This window comes from Nocardia sp. NPDC057668 (genome assembly GCF_042799795.1).
Taxonomy (GTDB): Bacteria; Actinomycetota; Actinomycetes; order Mycobacteriales; family Mycobacteriaceae; genus Nocardia.
Window position 1 is genome coordinate 292,247 of record NZ_JBHVIC010000001.1, and the last position, 15,517, is coordinate 307,763.

Sequence of the window (15,517 nt, forward strand, 5' to 3'; positions counted from 1 at the left end):
CCTCTGCCACACACGCTCCCGGACTCTCGTCTCAGCCGGCGGCGGAATTCAGACGGTCGGTGAGGGTTTTCGCTACCGCCGGGGTCTGCTCGGGCAGGTCCAGGTAGAAGTGGGCGCCGGGGAACGTCACCAGGTCGAAGGACGCGGTGGTGTAGTTCGCCCACTCCCCCGCCTGCTCGACCGTGACGGTGGGGTCCGCGGTGCTGACCAGGGTGGTGATCGGGCAGTTCAGTCGGTCTCCGGGCTCGTGGCGATAGGTTTCGATCGCCGTGTAGTCGGCACGGACCGCGGGCAGGACGAGTTCGGCCAGTCCGGGTTCATCGCGCAGGATCCGGACCGAGGCGGGGTCGTTGGCCAGGCGTTCGAGCACACCGATCAGGTCCGAATCGGTGCCGCGGTGCACCCGCCCGGACTCCTCGTAAGCCGGTGCGGGGCGGCCGGATACGAACAGGTGCGCGGGGGTGCGGCCCGCGGCGGCGAGGCGGCGGGCCGTTTCGTAGGCGAGGGTCGCGCCCATGCTGTGGCCGAACAGGGCAAGGCGAGTGGTGGCGGGCCAGCGCAGCAGATCCTGGGCTATCGCGGCGGCCAGGTCGGTCAGGACCGATACCGGTTGGTCGGCGTAGCGCTCCTGGCGTCCGGGGTACTGGACAGCGAATACCGTTGTGCCGGGGCCGATCAGCGAGGCCAGTGCGCGGTACGCGGTGACCGATCCGCCGCCGGGCGGGAAGCACACCAGGACGGTGTTGGCGGCCGCGCCGGGCCGCAGCTCCCGCAGCCAGGGCGTGCCGGTGAGATGTGCCACCACGGCGGGTTCTCCTTCGAGTATTAGTGTCGGTTTTCGTGACTACCTACGCAGCCCTGGTCCGAGAGTACGAGTCCGCGGCGGGGGTGCCGGAGTCGAGTATGCCCGCCGTTGACCCCGGCGCGAATCTGGCTGCGACACTACCGGTCTGGGCGCTGTCGGGGGGTGCGGTGGCGAGCTGGGCCGCCGCGGCCGACCGCCGCCGGATCGCGCTCGGGCTGACACCGCTGCACAGCCGCCTCGACCCGGCGCGGGTGGCCGCCGCGTTTCAGAGCGACAAGCTGTTCCGCGCCGGCGGCGCGCCGGTGAACGCCTTCGCAGAATTCTCGGGCTTCTTCGAGAGTGCGAATGGCTGGTTGCGAACGCACGCCAATTATCCGCACCACCGGGCCGCACTCCTGCGGGCACTGGACCTGCCCGATACAGCGGACCGGGCGGCCCTCGTCGCACGTATCGGGTCGCTGTCCGCGGCCGTTATCGAGGACCGCGCCGCCGAATTGGGCGCCATCGCGGTGCGGGTGCGCACCGAGGACGAATGGGCCGCCACCGCACCGGGTCGCGCGGCCGCCGCGGGCCCACTGGTCGCGACGACCCGGCGTGATGATCTTGGCAATATCGAATCCGTCGCTGCCGCAACGCAAATGCTTCCGTTGCTCGGTGTCCGCGTGCTCGACCTGACCCGTGTCATCGCAGGTCCGGTCGCCACGCGCGCGCTGGCGCTGCTGGGCGCGGACGTACTGCGGGTGGATCCGCCGCACCTCCCCGAGATCGAGTGGCAGTTTCTGGACACCTGCCAGGGAAAGCGTTCCACGCTGGTCGATTTGCGCACCCGGCGGCCCGAATTACAAGAATTGCTGAGCAATGCGGATGTATTGATTACAGGTTACCGACCGGGCGCTTTGAAACGAGCCGGGTTGGACGCGAGCGAAATTCGCCCGGGAATTGTGCACGGCCGGGTTTCGGCGTGGGGCGAGGACGGCCCGTGGGGTGATCGGCGCGGTTTCGACAGTATTGTGCAAGCCGCGTCCGGAATATCACTTATCGAAGGCGCACAGCGCAATTCCGCCGGCGCGCACGCACCGGGGGCCCTCCCCGCGCAGGCCCTCGATCACGCCAGCGGGTATCTGCTGGCCGCCGGGGTGTTGGACGCGCTCACCGCGCGCGAGGTCGACGGGCACGGTCGTGACGTGCGAGTTGCGCTGGCCCGGACCGGTTCCTGGCTGCTGTCGGCCCCGGGACGCACACCCGATCACCCGCCCGCCGAACCGCCCTCGGCGGCCTGCACCTCCACTCACCACGGCATAACCACGGCGACCCCGGCGCTGGCCGAGTATCCGGACCATCCGTGGCCTGCTTCGCAATATGGCACACACGCCCCGACCTGGACACTCCGACCGGCCGGTTTCCATCCCTGAAAGAGTGTTCGGCACAGCTGCACGCACACCCGCAAACACATCGGCGAATCGTGCGAATTCCCTTCGTGCACCGGCTATTTCTCCCGTTAATAAATGAGATGCTGAAACCGACATCGTGATTGTCGGCCCCCTGCCGGCAAGCGAATGGAGGACGTCATCGTGGACACACCGGCCCCCCTGTTGACTGCTGCGGCGGCAAACCCCACCGGAAAGGTGGGGCGCCGCGAGTGGACGGGATTGGCGGTGCTCGCCCTCGCGTGTCTGGTGTATTCGATGGATCTCACGGTCCTGCACCTGGCCGTGCCCCAGATCAGCGCCGAGCTCAGACCCACGAGCTCCCAATTACTCTGGATAATCGACGTTTACGGCTTTCTGGTCGCGGGCCTGCTGTTGACCATGGGCACCATCGGCGACCGGATAGGCCGCAGGCGACTACTCATGGCCGGGGCGGCGGCCTTCGCGGCGGTGTCGATCATCGCCGCGTTCGCCCCCTCGGCCCCGGTCCTGATCGCCTGTCGCGCCCTGCTCGGCGTCGCCGGGGCAACCCTCGCGCCGTCCACACTCTCGTTGATATTCACCATGTTTCGCGATCCGGCGCAGCGGTCGATAGCGGTCGGGGTCTGGGTGGGCTCGTTCTCGGTGGGCGGTTCCATCGGCCCGCTGGCGGGCGGGATCATGCTCGAGCACTTCTGGTGGGGAGCGGTCTTCCTGCTCGCGGTGCCGGTCATGGTGATGCTGCTGATCCTCGCGCCGCGGGTGCTGCCGGAGTACCGCGATCCCCATGCCGGGCGACTGGATCTGCTCAGCGCCGTGCTGTGCACGAGCGCGATCCTGCTGGTGGTGTTCGGCATGAAGAAGCTCGCCCAGGACGGCCCGGTGCCCTCCGCGGTCGGCGCGATGGCGGCCGGGCTGCTGGTCGGCGGGATCTTCGTGCGCCGCCAGCTCACCTCGGCCGAACCCATGCTCGATCTGCGCCTGTTCCGGCACAGCAGCTTCCGCACCGCGTTGACGATCAACATGGTCGCGATCTTCGCGGCGTTCGGATACTTCCTGTTCGTCGGCCAGTACTTCCAGCTGGTGCTGGGCATGTCGCCGTTGCAGGCCGGAATCGCCACCATCCCGGCGGGTTTGGGCTTCATGATCGGCTCGCAGCTGGGCCCGCGCCTGAGCCGGTTCATCCGGCCCGCCTACATGATCGGCGGCGGCATGGCCATGGCGGCGACCGGGTTGCTGCTGCTGACCAGGATCACCCTCGAGGGCGGGGTGACGATCACCGTGATCGCCTCGCTACTGGTCTCGTTCGGGCTCGCACCGGTCTTCGGCATCACGACCGAGCTGACCGTGGGCACCGCGCCGCCCGAACAGTCCGGGGCGGCCTCGGGGCTGGCCGAGACCGGCGCCGAATTCGGCGGGGCCCTGGGTATCTCGATGCTCGGCAGCCTGAGCATCGCCATCTATCGCGGGCAGTTGAGCGACACCCTGCCGTACGGCCTGCGCGACGATGACGCCCGCGCCGCGCGCGACACCCTCGGAGCCGCCATGGAAGTCGCGAACGCGCTGCCCGGCAAACTGGGGACCGCGGTAGCCGATGCCGCGAAACAGGCGTTTCTGACCGGGATGCACCTGACTTCCGCCATCGCGGCGGCCGCGGCCCTGGTGCTGGCGGTCATCGCGCTCGTTCGCCTGCGTCACATCGAGGCGAGCGAGCTGGCCACCGACCCGCACGCGCCGGCCTCACCTGCTCCCCAGTGCCTCGATGGCTCGCACGAGGTCGTCGCCGTCGAAAAGGTCCCCGCCGGGCGCGATGAGTGATTGCAGGGACATCCCCTGAAAGAGCAGGAACAGCATTTTCGCGACGGCGGCCGCCTGATCCGGTGACAGGTCCGGATGGGTGTCGCGCAGCAGCTCGGCCATCTCACCGAGCGCGCGCCCGGTCGCCTCGTTCATGAAGGCCTGCGACTCCGGATTGCGGGCGATGCGCAGCCCGTTCTCGAGGCTCAGCAGCAGCGCCTGCTGATTGCCGCGCAGGATGTCCAGGAAGCCGTCCCAGGTGCCGGCCACGGACTCCCCCGCCGATCGCCCCTGCCCCGCGCGCTTGATCACCGCGTCCATCTCGTCGCCGATGGCCGCGCCGACGCCCTCGGTCAGCGCCTCGGTCACGAGCTGATCCTTGGACCCGAAGTGATAGCCGATGGCGGCCAGGCTCACCCCGGCCGCCTTGGCGATGTCACGAGCGGTCACCTTGGCCAGTCCGTGGTCGAGGATGGCCTGTCGCGCGCCCGATAAGAGGTCTTCCCGGTTTCCCATAGCCGCAGGTTACCAGCGTCTTATACATTTGTTCTAGACAGCCGTGCCACTCGTCTGTTAGACATATGTCTTAGACAAGCGTTCCACAGCACACAGGGAGTTACCATGACCGCCAGCACCACCCCCCGCATCCTCGTCGCCGGCGGCGGCATCGCCGGCAATGCCGTTGCGCTGCAACTGCTTCGCGCCGGAATCGCGGTCACCGTCGTGGAACGCGCCACCGCTCCCCGGCCCGGCGGCCAGGCCGTCGACCTGCGCGGGCCCAGCCGGGAGGTGGCCGAGCGCATGGGGCTGACCGAGGGGATTCGCAAGCATCTGCTGCACGAGAAGGGCATGGTCGTGGTCGACCGCGACGGCAACCAGAAGTACCGCATGCCGATGGACATGTTCGACGGCAAGGGCCCGGTCGCCGACATCGAGATCAGCCGCGGCGATCTGAACGGGGTGCTGCTCACCGAACTGGCCGGGGTCGCAGGTGAACTCGACTACCGCTACGGCGACTGGATCGAGGCGCTGGACCAGGACGCCGACGGGGTGGATGTCACCTTCGCCTCCGGAGCTGTCGAACGCTACGAGCTGGTCATCGGAGCGGACGGCGTGCACTCGAAGACACGTGCGCTGGCCTTCGGCCCGGAGGAGCAGTTCACCACCTACCTCGGTGGCTACATGTCCTTCTACACCATCGCCACTCCCCCGCAGGCCGAACCGGATTGGATGACCACCCGTGTGGTGCCGCGCGCCTCGATCGGAGTGCGCCCGGACTCCGACCCGGCCACGTCCAAGGCCATCATCACCCTGCGCACCGACGCCGATCCGGCCCTGCGGCGCGACATTCCGGCCCAGCAGCGACTGGTGCGGGAGATGCTCGCCGAGGCGGGCTGGCTCGCACCGGAGATCCTGGCGCAGCTGTCCACCGCGACCGACTTCTACTTCGACGAGCTGGTGCGCGTGGATATGCCCACCCTGTCGGCGGGACGGGTGACGCTGCTGGGCGATTCGGGCTTCTGCGGCTCGCCCATGACCGGCATGGGCACGGCCATGGCCGTGGTGGGCGCATACATCCTGGCCGGCGAACTCGCCGCCACCCCGGGTGATGTCGCCGGCGCGCTCGCCCGCTACGAGGCCGCGATCACGCCGTTCCTGGACAAGGCCAAGGAGATTCCGGGCGGCGGCATCCAGATGATGGTGCCCAAGACCAAGCTGGGACTGGCCGCCGCGCAGCAGGTCGGCAAACTGCTCACCACCAAGGTCATGAAGCCGGTCATGATGAAGATGCTCGAGACCACCGACGACTACACCCTGCCGAGCTACTGACCGGCGACGGCTAGGCTCGCCTGGTGCGGCAGAAGATCATCATGGACGTCGACACCGGCATCGACGACTCACTGGCCCTGCTCTACCTGCTGGCCTCCCCCGAGGCCGAGATCATCGGCATCGCCGCCACCGCGGGCAACGTGCCGGCGAAACAGGTGGCGGCCAACAACCTGGCGTGGCTCGAGGTGTGCCGCGCCCCGGAGATCGAGGTCGCGCTCGGGGCGGCCGAACCGCTGGCGATCCCGTTGCGCACCACCGAGGACACGCACGGGCCGCAGGGCATCGGGTACGCCGAGCTCCCCGCGTCGACCCGGTCGGTGTCCGAGCGCGACGCCGCGCGACTCTGGGTCGATCTGGTCCGGGCCCATCCGGGCGAGATCGTGGGACTCTGCACCGGCCCGCTCACCAATCTCGCACTGGCCCTGCGGATCGAACCCGAACTGCCGCGGCTGCTGCACCGGCTGGTGATCATGGGCGGGGCGTTCAACCACCCGGGCAACACCACCCCGACCAACGAGTGGAACGTGCACGTGGATCCGGAGGCGGCCAAGGAGGTCTTCGACGCCTTCTCCGCCGCGCCCGCGGATCGGCGGCCCCTGGTCTGCGCGCTGGACATCACCGAGACGATCGAGATGAAGCCCGAACATCTTGCGCTGCTTGCCGAACGGGCGCACAGCGTGCCGGTGGAGCTGGTGTCCGAGGCGGACGGGCCGGGGGTGCGTTCGGCGGCGAGCAATCCCATCGTGCGGTACTGCGTCGACGCGGTGCGGTTCTACTTCGACTTCCACCGGCTGTACGACCAGGGGTATCTCGCGCACATGCACGATCCCTTCGCCGCCGCGGTCGCACTGGACCCGAGCCTGGCCCGCACCCGGCCGGCCACGGTGGACGTCGAACTCACCGGGACCATCACCCGGGCGACCACCGTCGCGGACTGGGCGGGCATGTGGGGTCGAGAACCCAACGCGGACATCGTGATCGGCACGGATCCGAAGGAATTCTTCGAACGGCTCATCGGCCGGGTGGGCGATTTCGCGCGCACGGTGTACCCGGAAGGCGCGGCATGAGCGGCGATCTCGACTACGTCACCGGCTTCCGCACGGGGCTCGGCCTGGACGCGCTGATCGACATCCACACCCACTTCATGCCCGAGCGGGTGCTGGACAAGGTGTGGGGCTACTTCGATTCGGCCGGACCGCTGGTTGGGCGGCAGTGGCCGATCACCTATCGCACCGATGAGCAGGAGCGACTGCGCACGCTGCGCGGGTTCGGGGTTCGGGCCTTCACCTCACTGGTGTATCCGCACAAGCCCGAGATGGCGGCCTGGCTCAACGCGTGGGCGGCCGATTTCGCGGCGCGCACGCCGGACTGCCTGCACACCGCGACCTTCTATCCCGAGCCCGGGGCGGCCGGGTACGTGGCCGAGGCCCTGGCCGCCGGGGCGCGAATCTTCAAGGTGCACATCCAGGTCGGGCACTTCCATCCCGGCGATCCGCTGCTCACCGAGGTCTGGGGGTTGATCCAGGAGGCCGGCGTACCGGTGCTGATCCACTGCGGATCCGGGCCCGCCGCGGGGCGATTCACCGGCCCGGAGCCGATCGCCGAGCTGCTGGCGCGCTTTCCGCGCCTGCGGCTGATCATCGCGCACATGGGCGCGCCCGAGTACACGGAGTTCCTCGACATCGCCAAGGCGCACGACGGGGTCCTGCTGGACACCACCATGAATTTCACCGATTTCTTCGAGTCGCAGGATCCGTTCCCGGTCGCCGAGCGCGGCAGGCTGCGGTTCTTCGGCGACCGCATCCTGTTCGGCAGCGACTTTCCCAACATTCCGTACTCGTACGGGCACGCGCTGTACGCTCTGGAACGCCTCGATCTGGGCGCGGACTGGCTGCGCCAGGTCTGTCACGACAACGCCGCGCGGGTATTCGGTATCGAATAAAGGACTTTGGGCCATCCCCAGCGACGCTCGCGCGCGCTAGGTTGAGCAGAGCACCTCCTAGTGATGGGACGGCCATGATCAATGTCTTCCTCGTCGACGACCACGAGATCGTGCGTCGCGGGCTGATCGATCTCCTCGAGGGTGATCCCGAGCTGAAGGTGGTCGGCGAAGCCGGCGACGTGGCGCAGGCCCTGGCTCGGATTCCGGCGCTGCGCCCGGATGTGGCGGTGCTCGACGTGCGCCTGCCCGACGGCAACGGCATCGAGCTGTGCCGCGAACTGCTCGACAAGCTCGACGATCTGCGCTGTCTGATCCTGACCTCGTTCACCGACGAGCAGGCCATGATGGACGCGATTCTGGCCGGGGCCAGCGGATACGTGGTCAAGGACATCAAGGGGATGGAGTTGGCCCGGGCGATCAAGGAGGTCGGGGCCGGGCGATCGCTGCTGGACAATCGCGCGGCCGCGGCGCTGATGGAACGGCTGCGCCGCAGCACCGAGCCGGACGGGCCCCTGGCCGGATTGACCGACCAGGAACGCCGTCTGCTGGATCTGCTCGGCGACGGGCTGACCAATCGGCAGATCGCTGAGCGGATGTTTCTGGCCGAGAAGACCGTCAAGAACTACGTCTCGCGACTGCTGGCCAAGCTCGGCATGGAACGCCGCACCCAGGCCGCCGTGCTCGCCTCGAAGCTGCGCACCGCGCGGACCGAGTGAGTCTCGCGCCTACTTGCGCAGCGACATCGGCGGCAGTATGCCCCACCTACTCATGTACATGAACATAATGTTCATCACTCGGGTCATGTCACACCCTGGCACAGCTGCCCACCCCCTTGAATATCACTCACCCGCAGCGCCTTTCGCGCCCGGAGCGACATCATCGCATGCCCGGCGGCGTCCGGCACAATGAATCTGAACAACTGACCGGTCTACTCCGGAAGTCCTCCGCCGGAAGCACTTTCGGCACGGAAGGCCGCAAGCGCGGTGGGCAGGGTCGGGTACAGCCGCTCGGGTCCGATGCGGTCGGTCAGACCCGAGGCGTCCAGGGCTTCCCGCAGGTCGCGCTTCACCCGTGCCATGGCGAAAACCACGCCGCGGTCCGCCAATTCGGCGCGCAGCTGATCGACCGCGTCCAGGGCGGTCAGGTCGACCTCCACATTGGCCTCGGCGTTGAGCACGAACCAGCGGACCGGAGCGGACGGCGTCGCCGAATGCTCGACCGCCGCCAGGGCGCGCCGGCGGAAGTCCTCGGCGTTGGCGAAGCACAGCGGCGCGTCGTAGCGGTAGACGACAAGGCCCGGAACGGGTTCGGCGTCGTCGTAGTCGTCGATGTCGTGCATGCCCGCCAGGCCCGGTACGAAGCCGAGGATCGCGTCGTGGCCGCGCGCGACGCGGCGCAGCAGATCCAGGATCGACAGGGCGATCGCGATCAGCACGCCGTTGAGCACGCCCAGCACCAGCACCGCGGCGGTGGTGCTCACCGCGAGCAACAGTTCGCTGCGCCGGAATCGGGCGATACGCCGGAATTCGGGGACATCTATCAGGCGCAGCGCGGCGTAGACGACCAGCGCGCCCAGGGCCGCGGTCGGGAAGGCCGCCAGGATGTCGCGCGCGCCGAACAGCACGACCACCACGGCGAGCAGGGTGACCAGCGAGTAGAGCTGGGTGCGCGCGCCGGCGGCGTCGGCGATCGTGGTGCGGCTGCCGCTGCAGCTGACCGGAAAGCCCTGCGACAGACCGGCCGCCAGATTGGTCGCGCCGAGCGCACCGAGTTCGCGGTTGGCGTCGATTCGTTCGCCGTGCCGGGCCGCGAAAGCGCGTGCGGTGAGCGCGTTGTCGGAGAAGCCGACCAGTGCGATACCGAGCGCGGGCAGCAGCAATACCGCCACATCGGCGAGCGGCACCGATGGAATACCCGGGATGGGCAGCCCCGCCGGAACCGACCCGATGACGTCGATCCCGTTGTCGCGTAACGAGAACACGGCCACCACCGCGGTCGCGAGCAGCACGACCAGCAGCGGCCCCGGCACTTTCGGCAGCCAGTGCGACAGCGCCAGCAGCGCCGCGAGCACGCAGGCCGCGAAAATCGCGGTGGGCCAGTGCAGGTCGCCGAGATTGGACACGAACGAGACCACTTGGGCGGGAATGGTTTCCCCATCGACCGGCACTTCGGTGACCCGGCCGAGCTGACCCGCGATCATGATTCCGGCGGTGCCCGCGAGATAGCCCACCAGCACCGGCTTGGACAGCAGTTCGGCCAGCACGCCGAGGCGGGCGAACGCCCCGAGCACGCAGATGACGCCGACCAGCAGAGCCAGCACGGCGGCCAGCGCCGCGTAGCGGCCGGGATCCCCGGCGGCCAGCGGGGCCAGGGCCACAGCGGTCATCAGGGCGGTGGTGGATTCGGGTCCCACGGACAGGCGGCGGGACGTGCCCAGCAGCACGTAGACGGTGAGCGGGCCGAGAACGGCCCAGAGCCCGGCGACCGCGGGCAGCCCGGCGAGGGTCGCGTAGGCCATGACCTGCGGCACCAGATAGGCCGCGACGGTGACACCGGCAAGGATGTCCGAGCGCAGCCAAACCGGCCGGTAGCCGCGGAACTGCGCGAGCCCGGGTAGCAGGCGGACCAGACCATCGCTCATGGGAAATCGACATTACCGCCGCCGCGGCACACTCGCCTCGTGGACGGACGTGCGCGGCACCGGCCGCGACGGTGGGTGATCGCGGCGACCGTGACGAGTTGACGCTGGTCGAGACTTGGTCTGCCGCGCTCAGATTCCGGCGTGCGCGGCTTCCTGGGCGGCCTGCCCCTCGGCCACGTCGGCCGGTGTGAAGCGCATGAACAGCACCGCGATGCCCGCCAGCAGGGCGATGACGGCGCAGCTCACGAACGCGACGCCGTACCCGCTCGCGAGCGCCGCGGATTGCAGTGCGGTCAGCGGGGCGGCGGGGTCGGTGACGCCGCCCTCCGCCTGGATTCGAGAGGTGACCAGCGCGCCGACCGCGACGAGTCCGAGCGCTCCGCCGAGGTTCGGCACCACCTGTGCCAGCGCGGTGAGCGGGCCGATCTCCGATTCGCCGACGCCCGCGATGATCGACAGGGTCAGCGGAATGGTGGCGAAGCCGAACCCGAAACCGATGACGAGCACCGGAATCGCGATGGCCGGGAAATAGGCGGGCTGCTGCCCGACTATCCGGGCGGCATAGAGGCAGCCCGCCAGAATGATCACGCCGCCGCCCACGACCAGCCAGCGCGGCTGCACCCGCAGCGCCAGTCGCGCGGAGACCGTCGCGGCGATGGCGAGGCCGAAAGCGAAGGGAATCACCGCCATTCCGGCCTGCAAGGGCGAATACCTCAGCACGCCCTGCAGATACAGGGAGATGAACACCGCCAGGCACATCATGATCGCGCCCGCGAAGGCCATGGCGGTCAGCGCCGCGACGCGACTGGAATTGCGGAACAGGGCGAAGGGCAGCAGCGGGTTGGCTGCCCGGCGTTCCACGACGACGAACGCGATCAGGGCCAGCACCGCCACCGCGGCCGGCGCCAGCACGGCCGGGCGGGTCCAGCCGCCGGGTCCGGCGTTGACGGCGTACACGGCCAGGGTCACCCCGACCGTGCCCAGCACCGCTCCGCTCACGTCGAGAGCCGTTCGCGCGCCGCGGGATTCGCGCAGCCAGCGGATAGCGCCCAGGGTCACCAGCACGCCGACCGGCACGTTGATCAGGAAGATCAGCCGCCAGGACAGCTCGGTGAGCACGCCGCCGGCGACGAGCCCGATGACCGAGCCGATGCCGGTCACCGCGGCGTAGAAGGCGAAGGCCTGACTGCGCGCCCTGCCCGGTGCGTACGTGGTGGCGACCAGGGCCATGGCGGTCGGCGCGGCGATGGCCGCCGCCACGCCCTGCAAAGCCCGCCCGGCGATGAGCACCGCGGGGTCCCAGGCGATTCCGCACAGCAGCGAGGCCAAAGTGAAGAAGGCCACGCCCGCGGTGAAGACCCGTTTGCGACCGAAGGTGTCACCGAGCCGGCCGCCCAGCAGCATCAGGCCACCGAAGGCCAGGACGTAGGCGGTGATGATCCAATTCCCGTCCGCCTCGGACAGTTTCAGCGCCGACCGCACCTGCGGCAGGGCCAGCGCGACCACCGTGCCGTCCAGGACCACGAGCAGTTGCAGCCCACCCAGCACGAAAATGGGCGGGCCCCACACCCGTTCGTGCCCGGTGCCGGACGATAGCGCCGCGGCGTCCGACGGGGCCTTGCCTTCGGAAACGATCACAGTCGCCGACCCTAACGGGTGCACCGGGCGCGGACATCGGTCCCGGGTAGTACTGCGAACGCAGTACGCGTCACCCTTGCTTGAGCTGCCCCGGCCCGGCGGCCGCGACTCGATCGGTGCCGGCCGGTACCGCGACGCGGTAGGCGTCAGCCTTGCGGTGCCCCGGCCCGGCGACACCGGGGACTCGATCGGCGCCGGGCGGTTCCGCGATGCGTCAGCCCTGCAGGCCCATGCCCTGGGCCAGCAGCGGCCACGACTCGTGCAGTGCCTGTTCCCAGTACGGCCAGTAGTGCGTGCCGACCGGATTGAACTGGTAGGTCGCCGGGATGCCGAGCGAGTCGAGCTTGTTCTTCAGGTTGACCGTGCAGTTGTTGACCGCGGCCTCGATGATCACCCCGAGGGCGAGACTGCCCGCGCCGTCCGAACCCTCCGCGCTGTTGAGGTACCACTGCACGTCCTCGATGAGCGGGATGCCGCTGCCGGAGGACACGTACAGCAGGGTGCCGCGCAGCTTCTCGGCGTGGATGACGGGATCGTTCTCGGCCCAGCGCGGGTCGTTGTCCGGCCCGTACATGTTGACCGTGTCGCCGCCGCCGCGACCGACCGAGAGCTTCACGTACTGCTGACCGACCGGGTCCGCGATCTGGGCGCAGCCGCTGTACGCCGCGACCGACTTCCACAGGCCGGGCTTGGCCTCGGCGAGTTGCAGGACCGAGGTGCCCGAGGTCGAGAGGCCGGTGAGCGCGTTGAGTCCGGTCGAGCCGAGCGCCTTGTCCAGCAGCGGGGGCAGTTCCTCGGTGAAGAAGGTCTTCCATTTGTTGGTGCCGAGCCGGGGATCGGGCTGCTGCCAGTCGGTGTAGTAGCTGGCGAAGCCGCCGATGGGCTGAATGACGTTGACCGGTTTGTCGGCCAGCCAGTCGATGGCGTCGGTCTGGGCCTTCCAGTTCGCGGTGCCCTCACCGCCGTCGAGGCCGTTGAGCATGTACAGGTTCGGCGCGGGCACGGATTCGTCGGCGGGTCGCTGCACGTCGACGGTGATGTCCTTGTCCATCGCCGCCGAGTAGACCTTCAGATGCCAGGTGCGCCCGTCCTTGACCAGCGAGGTGATCTCCGGGGCTTTCTCCGGCGCGGCCGATCCGGTGCCGCTGAGCAACGCCCCGGACAGCGCGACGCTGAGTGCGGCCACGGTGCTTCGCCGAGCGATGGTGCCTAGCGCGGTCAGTTTCATCGAACAGTTCGTCCCGTCCACGGGCCTGGTCGGCTCGTCGTCGCAAGTGGTGTCCCCGACGGACCGCGATCTTCGCCGCCCCCAACGCCCTCTTACGTCTGTTTCCGACACGCATTCGTTACCCAACGGAACAAGTTCTAGCCCCCGAAGCTGCCGGAGCAGGACTCGAACCTGCACCTTCCTGATCCAAAATCAGAAGTCCTGCCAATTAGACGATCCGGCATCGGGGCCGGATCAGTCTCGCGTACCGCGGGCGGGATCGGCCACCGAATTTCCCGGTCAGCGTTCGATCACGTAGAGCACTATCGCGATCGCCAGGGCCGCCAGGGCGGCGAGGTCGAGGTTCAGGACCCGGCGGGTTTTGGGGTTCAGGGGGCCCGTCGTGGTGGCTATCAGGATGAAGCTCACCAGGCTGATCACCGCGGCGGTCAGGGCGGGGGCGCGGACCGACTCGGCGAACGCGGCGACGATCAGGCCCGCGCCGACCAGGGCCAGCAGGATCGCGCGGTGGCGGAGCAGGACCTCGAGATCGGGGCCGTCGACGGTGACGCCGTAGGCGGCGCGGGCCCGGTTCGCCGACAGGGCCACCGTGCCGGGGAGCAGGTGCAGGAGGCCGACCAGGATCAGGAGCACCGCGGCGATCGATTCCAGCAGCATGGGACTTGCCTTTCCGCAGTTCGAGTAGTCGTGTAAGCATGGCGGGGATGGACATCGACGTGCTTCCAGATTCCTGCTGTCCCGCGGCGGGATCGACGCTGTGGCTCGGCACCGGGTATGCCGCGTATCTGGGGGCGTCGCTGCGGCTGGACGCGCACTTCGGGTCGGTGCAGTGCCTGGCGATCGGGGTCGACGCGCCGTTCACCCTGCGGGTGCCCGAGTTCGGCGAGCGGACCGTGCGCAGCGCCCTGATCCCGCCGCGGCGAACACACCAGGTCGTCGCACGGGGTGAGCGAATGCTGTTCTGCTACTTCGATCCCGGCTCACCGCGCGCGAAGGGCTGCGCCGCTCGAATGACCGCGCAGGACACGGAAATCGGGCTGGACCACGAGGCCGAGGCCGCGATGATCGCACTGGTGAGCGGTGCCGGCGAAGTGGATCCCCTGCGGGTCCTGGACGCCGCCGGCGGTACCTCGAACCGGCCGATCGACGACCGGATCGCCGACGCCATCGCCGCCCTGCACGCGAATCCGGCCGCCGAGATCACCGCCGCCGAACTCGCCGCGAACGCGCACCTGTCGACTTCCCGCTTCCTGCACCTGTTCTCGGCCCAGGCGGGCACGAGCTTCCGCCGCTACCGCCTGTGGGCGCGGATGCTGCACGTGGGCCGGGCGGTGTCCAAGGCCAGCGACTTCACCACAGCGGCAATGGATGCCGGGTTCGCGAGCCCGTCGCATTTCAGCGACGCCTTCCACACGATGTGCGGTCTGACCCCGAGCGCGTTGTTCGCCAGCGGCACGCGGTTGGTCATTCTGGACTCGTGACTCGGGGCGATCTCCCGCGATGCCGCCGGATAGCCTGCGCAGGAGCGATTCCCGACCGGAAGGACGATCGACATGGACCGACCGCACGTACCACCGCTACACCCGGCGGACCCAACGGCGACACTCGACTCCGCACCGGATCGGGTGATCGAGCCCACCGACGCCTTGAGCTCTGTCGCGGCGACCGCCGGTCCGGCAGTCCCGCACTCGGTCGCCACGGAGCCGTCCGCGATCGCGGACCCCGAGCGGGCAGCACCGCCATCCGAGGTGGATCCACTCCTGGATCTACTGAGCGAACGAGCTCGCGCGACAGCGGTTTTCGGGGAGGCCGTCACAGCCGAAGGTGTGACCGTGGTTCCCGTGGCCCACGTCAACATCGGCCTCGGCGGCGTGGCAGGCAGCGTGGGCGGCGGAGTCCAGGTGAAGCCGTTGGGCTACATCGAGATTCGTGACGGCCGGGCCCGCTATCTCCCGATTCGGACCTGGGATCAGCTGCTCGCCCCGGCCGCCGTGCTGGCCGCCGCCGTAGTCGCGCCGCGCCTGCTCGGCATCCTGCGCGGACTGCGCAGCCACCGCTGAACGGCGCGGCGAGCGTTCGCGGTCGATTCCCTTCGCGCACGTGTGCCCCGCTCGATGAGCACATCCACTTCGCACTCACCCGAGCCCACTCCGTCAGTAGGCGCGAGCCGCTGCCGGGTCGTGGGCAGGGACCGACGGACGGCAGATCCCGTCCTACGGCGGCGGGTTGT

The 15,517-nt window shown here is 69.1% G+C and carries 13 protein-coding genes, 1 tRNA gene and 1 pseudogene; 8 read left to right on the plus strand and 7 right to left on the minus strand.

Translation table 11 applies throughout. The annotated features are described in order from the left end of the window. Positions 1-31 precede the first annotated feature (31 nt). A complete protein-coding gene (locus ACFVBH_RS01435; protein ID WP_378998756.1) occupies positions 32-805 on the minus strand; it encodes a thioesterase II family protein in 774 nt (257 codons plus the stop codon). A gap of 35 nt (positions 806-840) precedes the next feature. Here ACFVBH_RS01435 and ACFVBH_RS01440 point away from each other — a divergent pair, with 35 nt between their 5' ends. Together ACFVBH_RS01440 and ACFVBH_RS01445 are read left to right on the plus strand one after the other, a co-directional pair. After that, the gene (locus ACFVBH_RS01440; RefSeq protein ID WP_378998758.1) at positions 841-2,217 is read left to right on the plus strand and encodes a CoA transferase; all 1,377 of its coding nucleotides are present in this window, start codon (positions 841-843) and stop codon (positions 2,215-2,217) included. Positions 2,218-2,394: 177 nt separating this feature from the next. Beyond that, positions 2,395-3,921: pseudogene (locus tag ACFVBH_RS01445) on the plus strand (MFS transporter); the annotation flags it as partial. A 30-nt stretch (positions 3,922-3,951) separates the two neighbouring features. On the opposite strand, the gene ACFVBH_RS01450 reads toward ACFVBH_RS01445, so the two are convergent. Beyond that, the gene (locus ACFVBH_RS01450; protein WP_354985559.1) at positions 3,952-4,524 is read right to left on the minus strand and encodes a helix-turn-helix domain-containing protein; all 573 of its coding nucleotides are present in this window, start codon (positions 4,522-4,524) and stop codon (positions 3,952-3,954) included. 105 nt (positions 4,525-4,629) lie between these two features. Between ACFVBH_RS01450 and ACFVBH_RS01455 the strand changes: the two genes are divergently transcribed. From ACFVBH_RS01455 to ACFVBH_RS01470, 4 genes are all read left to right on the plus strand, one after another. Further along, positions 4,630-5,838 (plus strand): FAD-dependent monooxygenase, encoded by a 1,209-nt coding sequence (locus ACFVBH_RS01455; RefSeq protein WP_378998760.1) that lies wholly within the window; start codon positions 4,630-4,632, stop codon positions 5,836-5,838. Between the two features lie 41 nt (positions 5,839-5,879). Then, positions 5,880-6,905 carry a nucleoside hydrolase gene (locus ACFVBH_RS01460; RefSeq protein ID WP_379001552.1) on the plus strand — a complete coding sequence of 342 codons (1,026 nt, stop codon included), beginning with the start codon at positions 5,880-5,882 and terminating at the stop codon, positions 6,903-6,905. Continuing rightward, complete coding sequence (locus ACFVBH_RS01465) at positions 6,902-7,780, plus strand: amidohydrolase family protein (protein ID WP_354985557.1); 879 nt, start codon at positions 6,902-6,904, stop codon at positions 7,778-7,780. The genes ACFVBH_RS01460 and ACFVBH_RS01465 overlap by 4 nt, the downstream gene beginning before the upstream one ends. Positions 7,781-7,854: 74 nt before the next feature. Then, entirely contained in the window at positions 7,855-8,496 is a 642-nt protein-coding gene (locus ACFVBH_RS01470; RefSeq protein ID WP_354985556.1) for a response regulator transcription factor, read from the plus strand. Positions 8,497-8,708: 212 nt separating this feature from the next. On the opposite strand, the gene ACFVBH_RS01475 is transcribed toward ACFVBH_RS01470, so the two are convergent. The 5 genes from ACFVBH_RS01475 to ACFVBH_RS01495 form a co-directional block, all read right to left on the minus strand. Beyond that, positions 8,709-10,421, minus strand: a complete 1,713-nt coding sequence (locus ACFVBH_RS01475; RefSeq protein WP_378998763.1) for a SulP family inorganic anion transporter — start codon at positions 10,419-10,421, stop codon at positions 8,709-8,711. A 129-nt stretch (positions 10,422-10,550) separates the two neighbouring features. After that, on the minus strand, positions 10,551-12,056 hold the full coding sequence (locus ACFVBH_RS01480) for an MFS transporter (RefSeq protein WP_379001554.1): 1,506 nt from the start codon (positions 12,054-12,056) through the stop codon (positions 10,551-10,553). A gap of 217 nt (positions 12,057-12,273) precedes the next feature. Further along, complete coding sequence (locus tag ACFVBH_RS01485) at positions 12,274-13,287, minus strand: alpha/beta hydrolase family protein (RefSeq protein ID WP_354985554.1); 1,014 nt, start codon at positions 13,285-13,287, stop codon at positions 12,274-12,276. Between the two features lie 150 nt (positions 13,288-13,437). Next, positions 13,438-13,510: transfer RNA gene (locus tag ACFVBH_RS01490), tRNA-Gln, on the minus strand. 56 nt (positions 13,511-13,566) lie between these two features. After that, positions 13,567-13,944, minus strand: coding sequence for a hypothetical protein (locus ACFVBH_RS01495; protein ID WP_378998765.1), 378 nt, complete (start codon positions 13,942-13,944; stop codon positions 13,567-13,569). Between the two features lie 47 nt (positions 13,945-13,991). Between ACFVBH_RS01495 and ACFVBH_RS01500 the strand changes: the two genes are divergently transcribed. Further along, positions 13,992-14,768 (plus strand): helix-turn-helix domain-containing protein, encoded by a 777-nt coding sequence (locus tag ACFVBH_RS01500; protein WP_378998767.1) that lies wholly within the window; start codon positions 13,992-13,994, stop codon positions 14,766-14,768. A 351-nt stretch (positions 14,769-15,119) separates the two neighbouring features. After that, positions 15,120-15,347 carry a hypothetical protein gene (locus ACFVBH_RS01505; RefSeq protein WP_354985551.1) on the plus strand — a complete coding sequence of 76 codons (228 nt, stop codon included), beginning with the start codon at positions 15,120-15,122 and terminating at the stop codon, positions 15,345-15,347. The last annotated feature ends 170 nt before the right edge of the window (positions 15,348-15,517 follow it).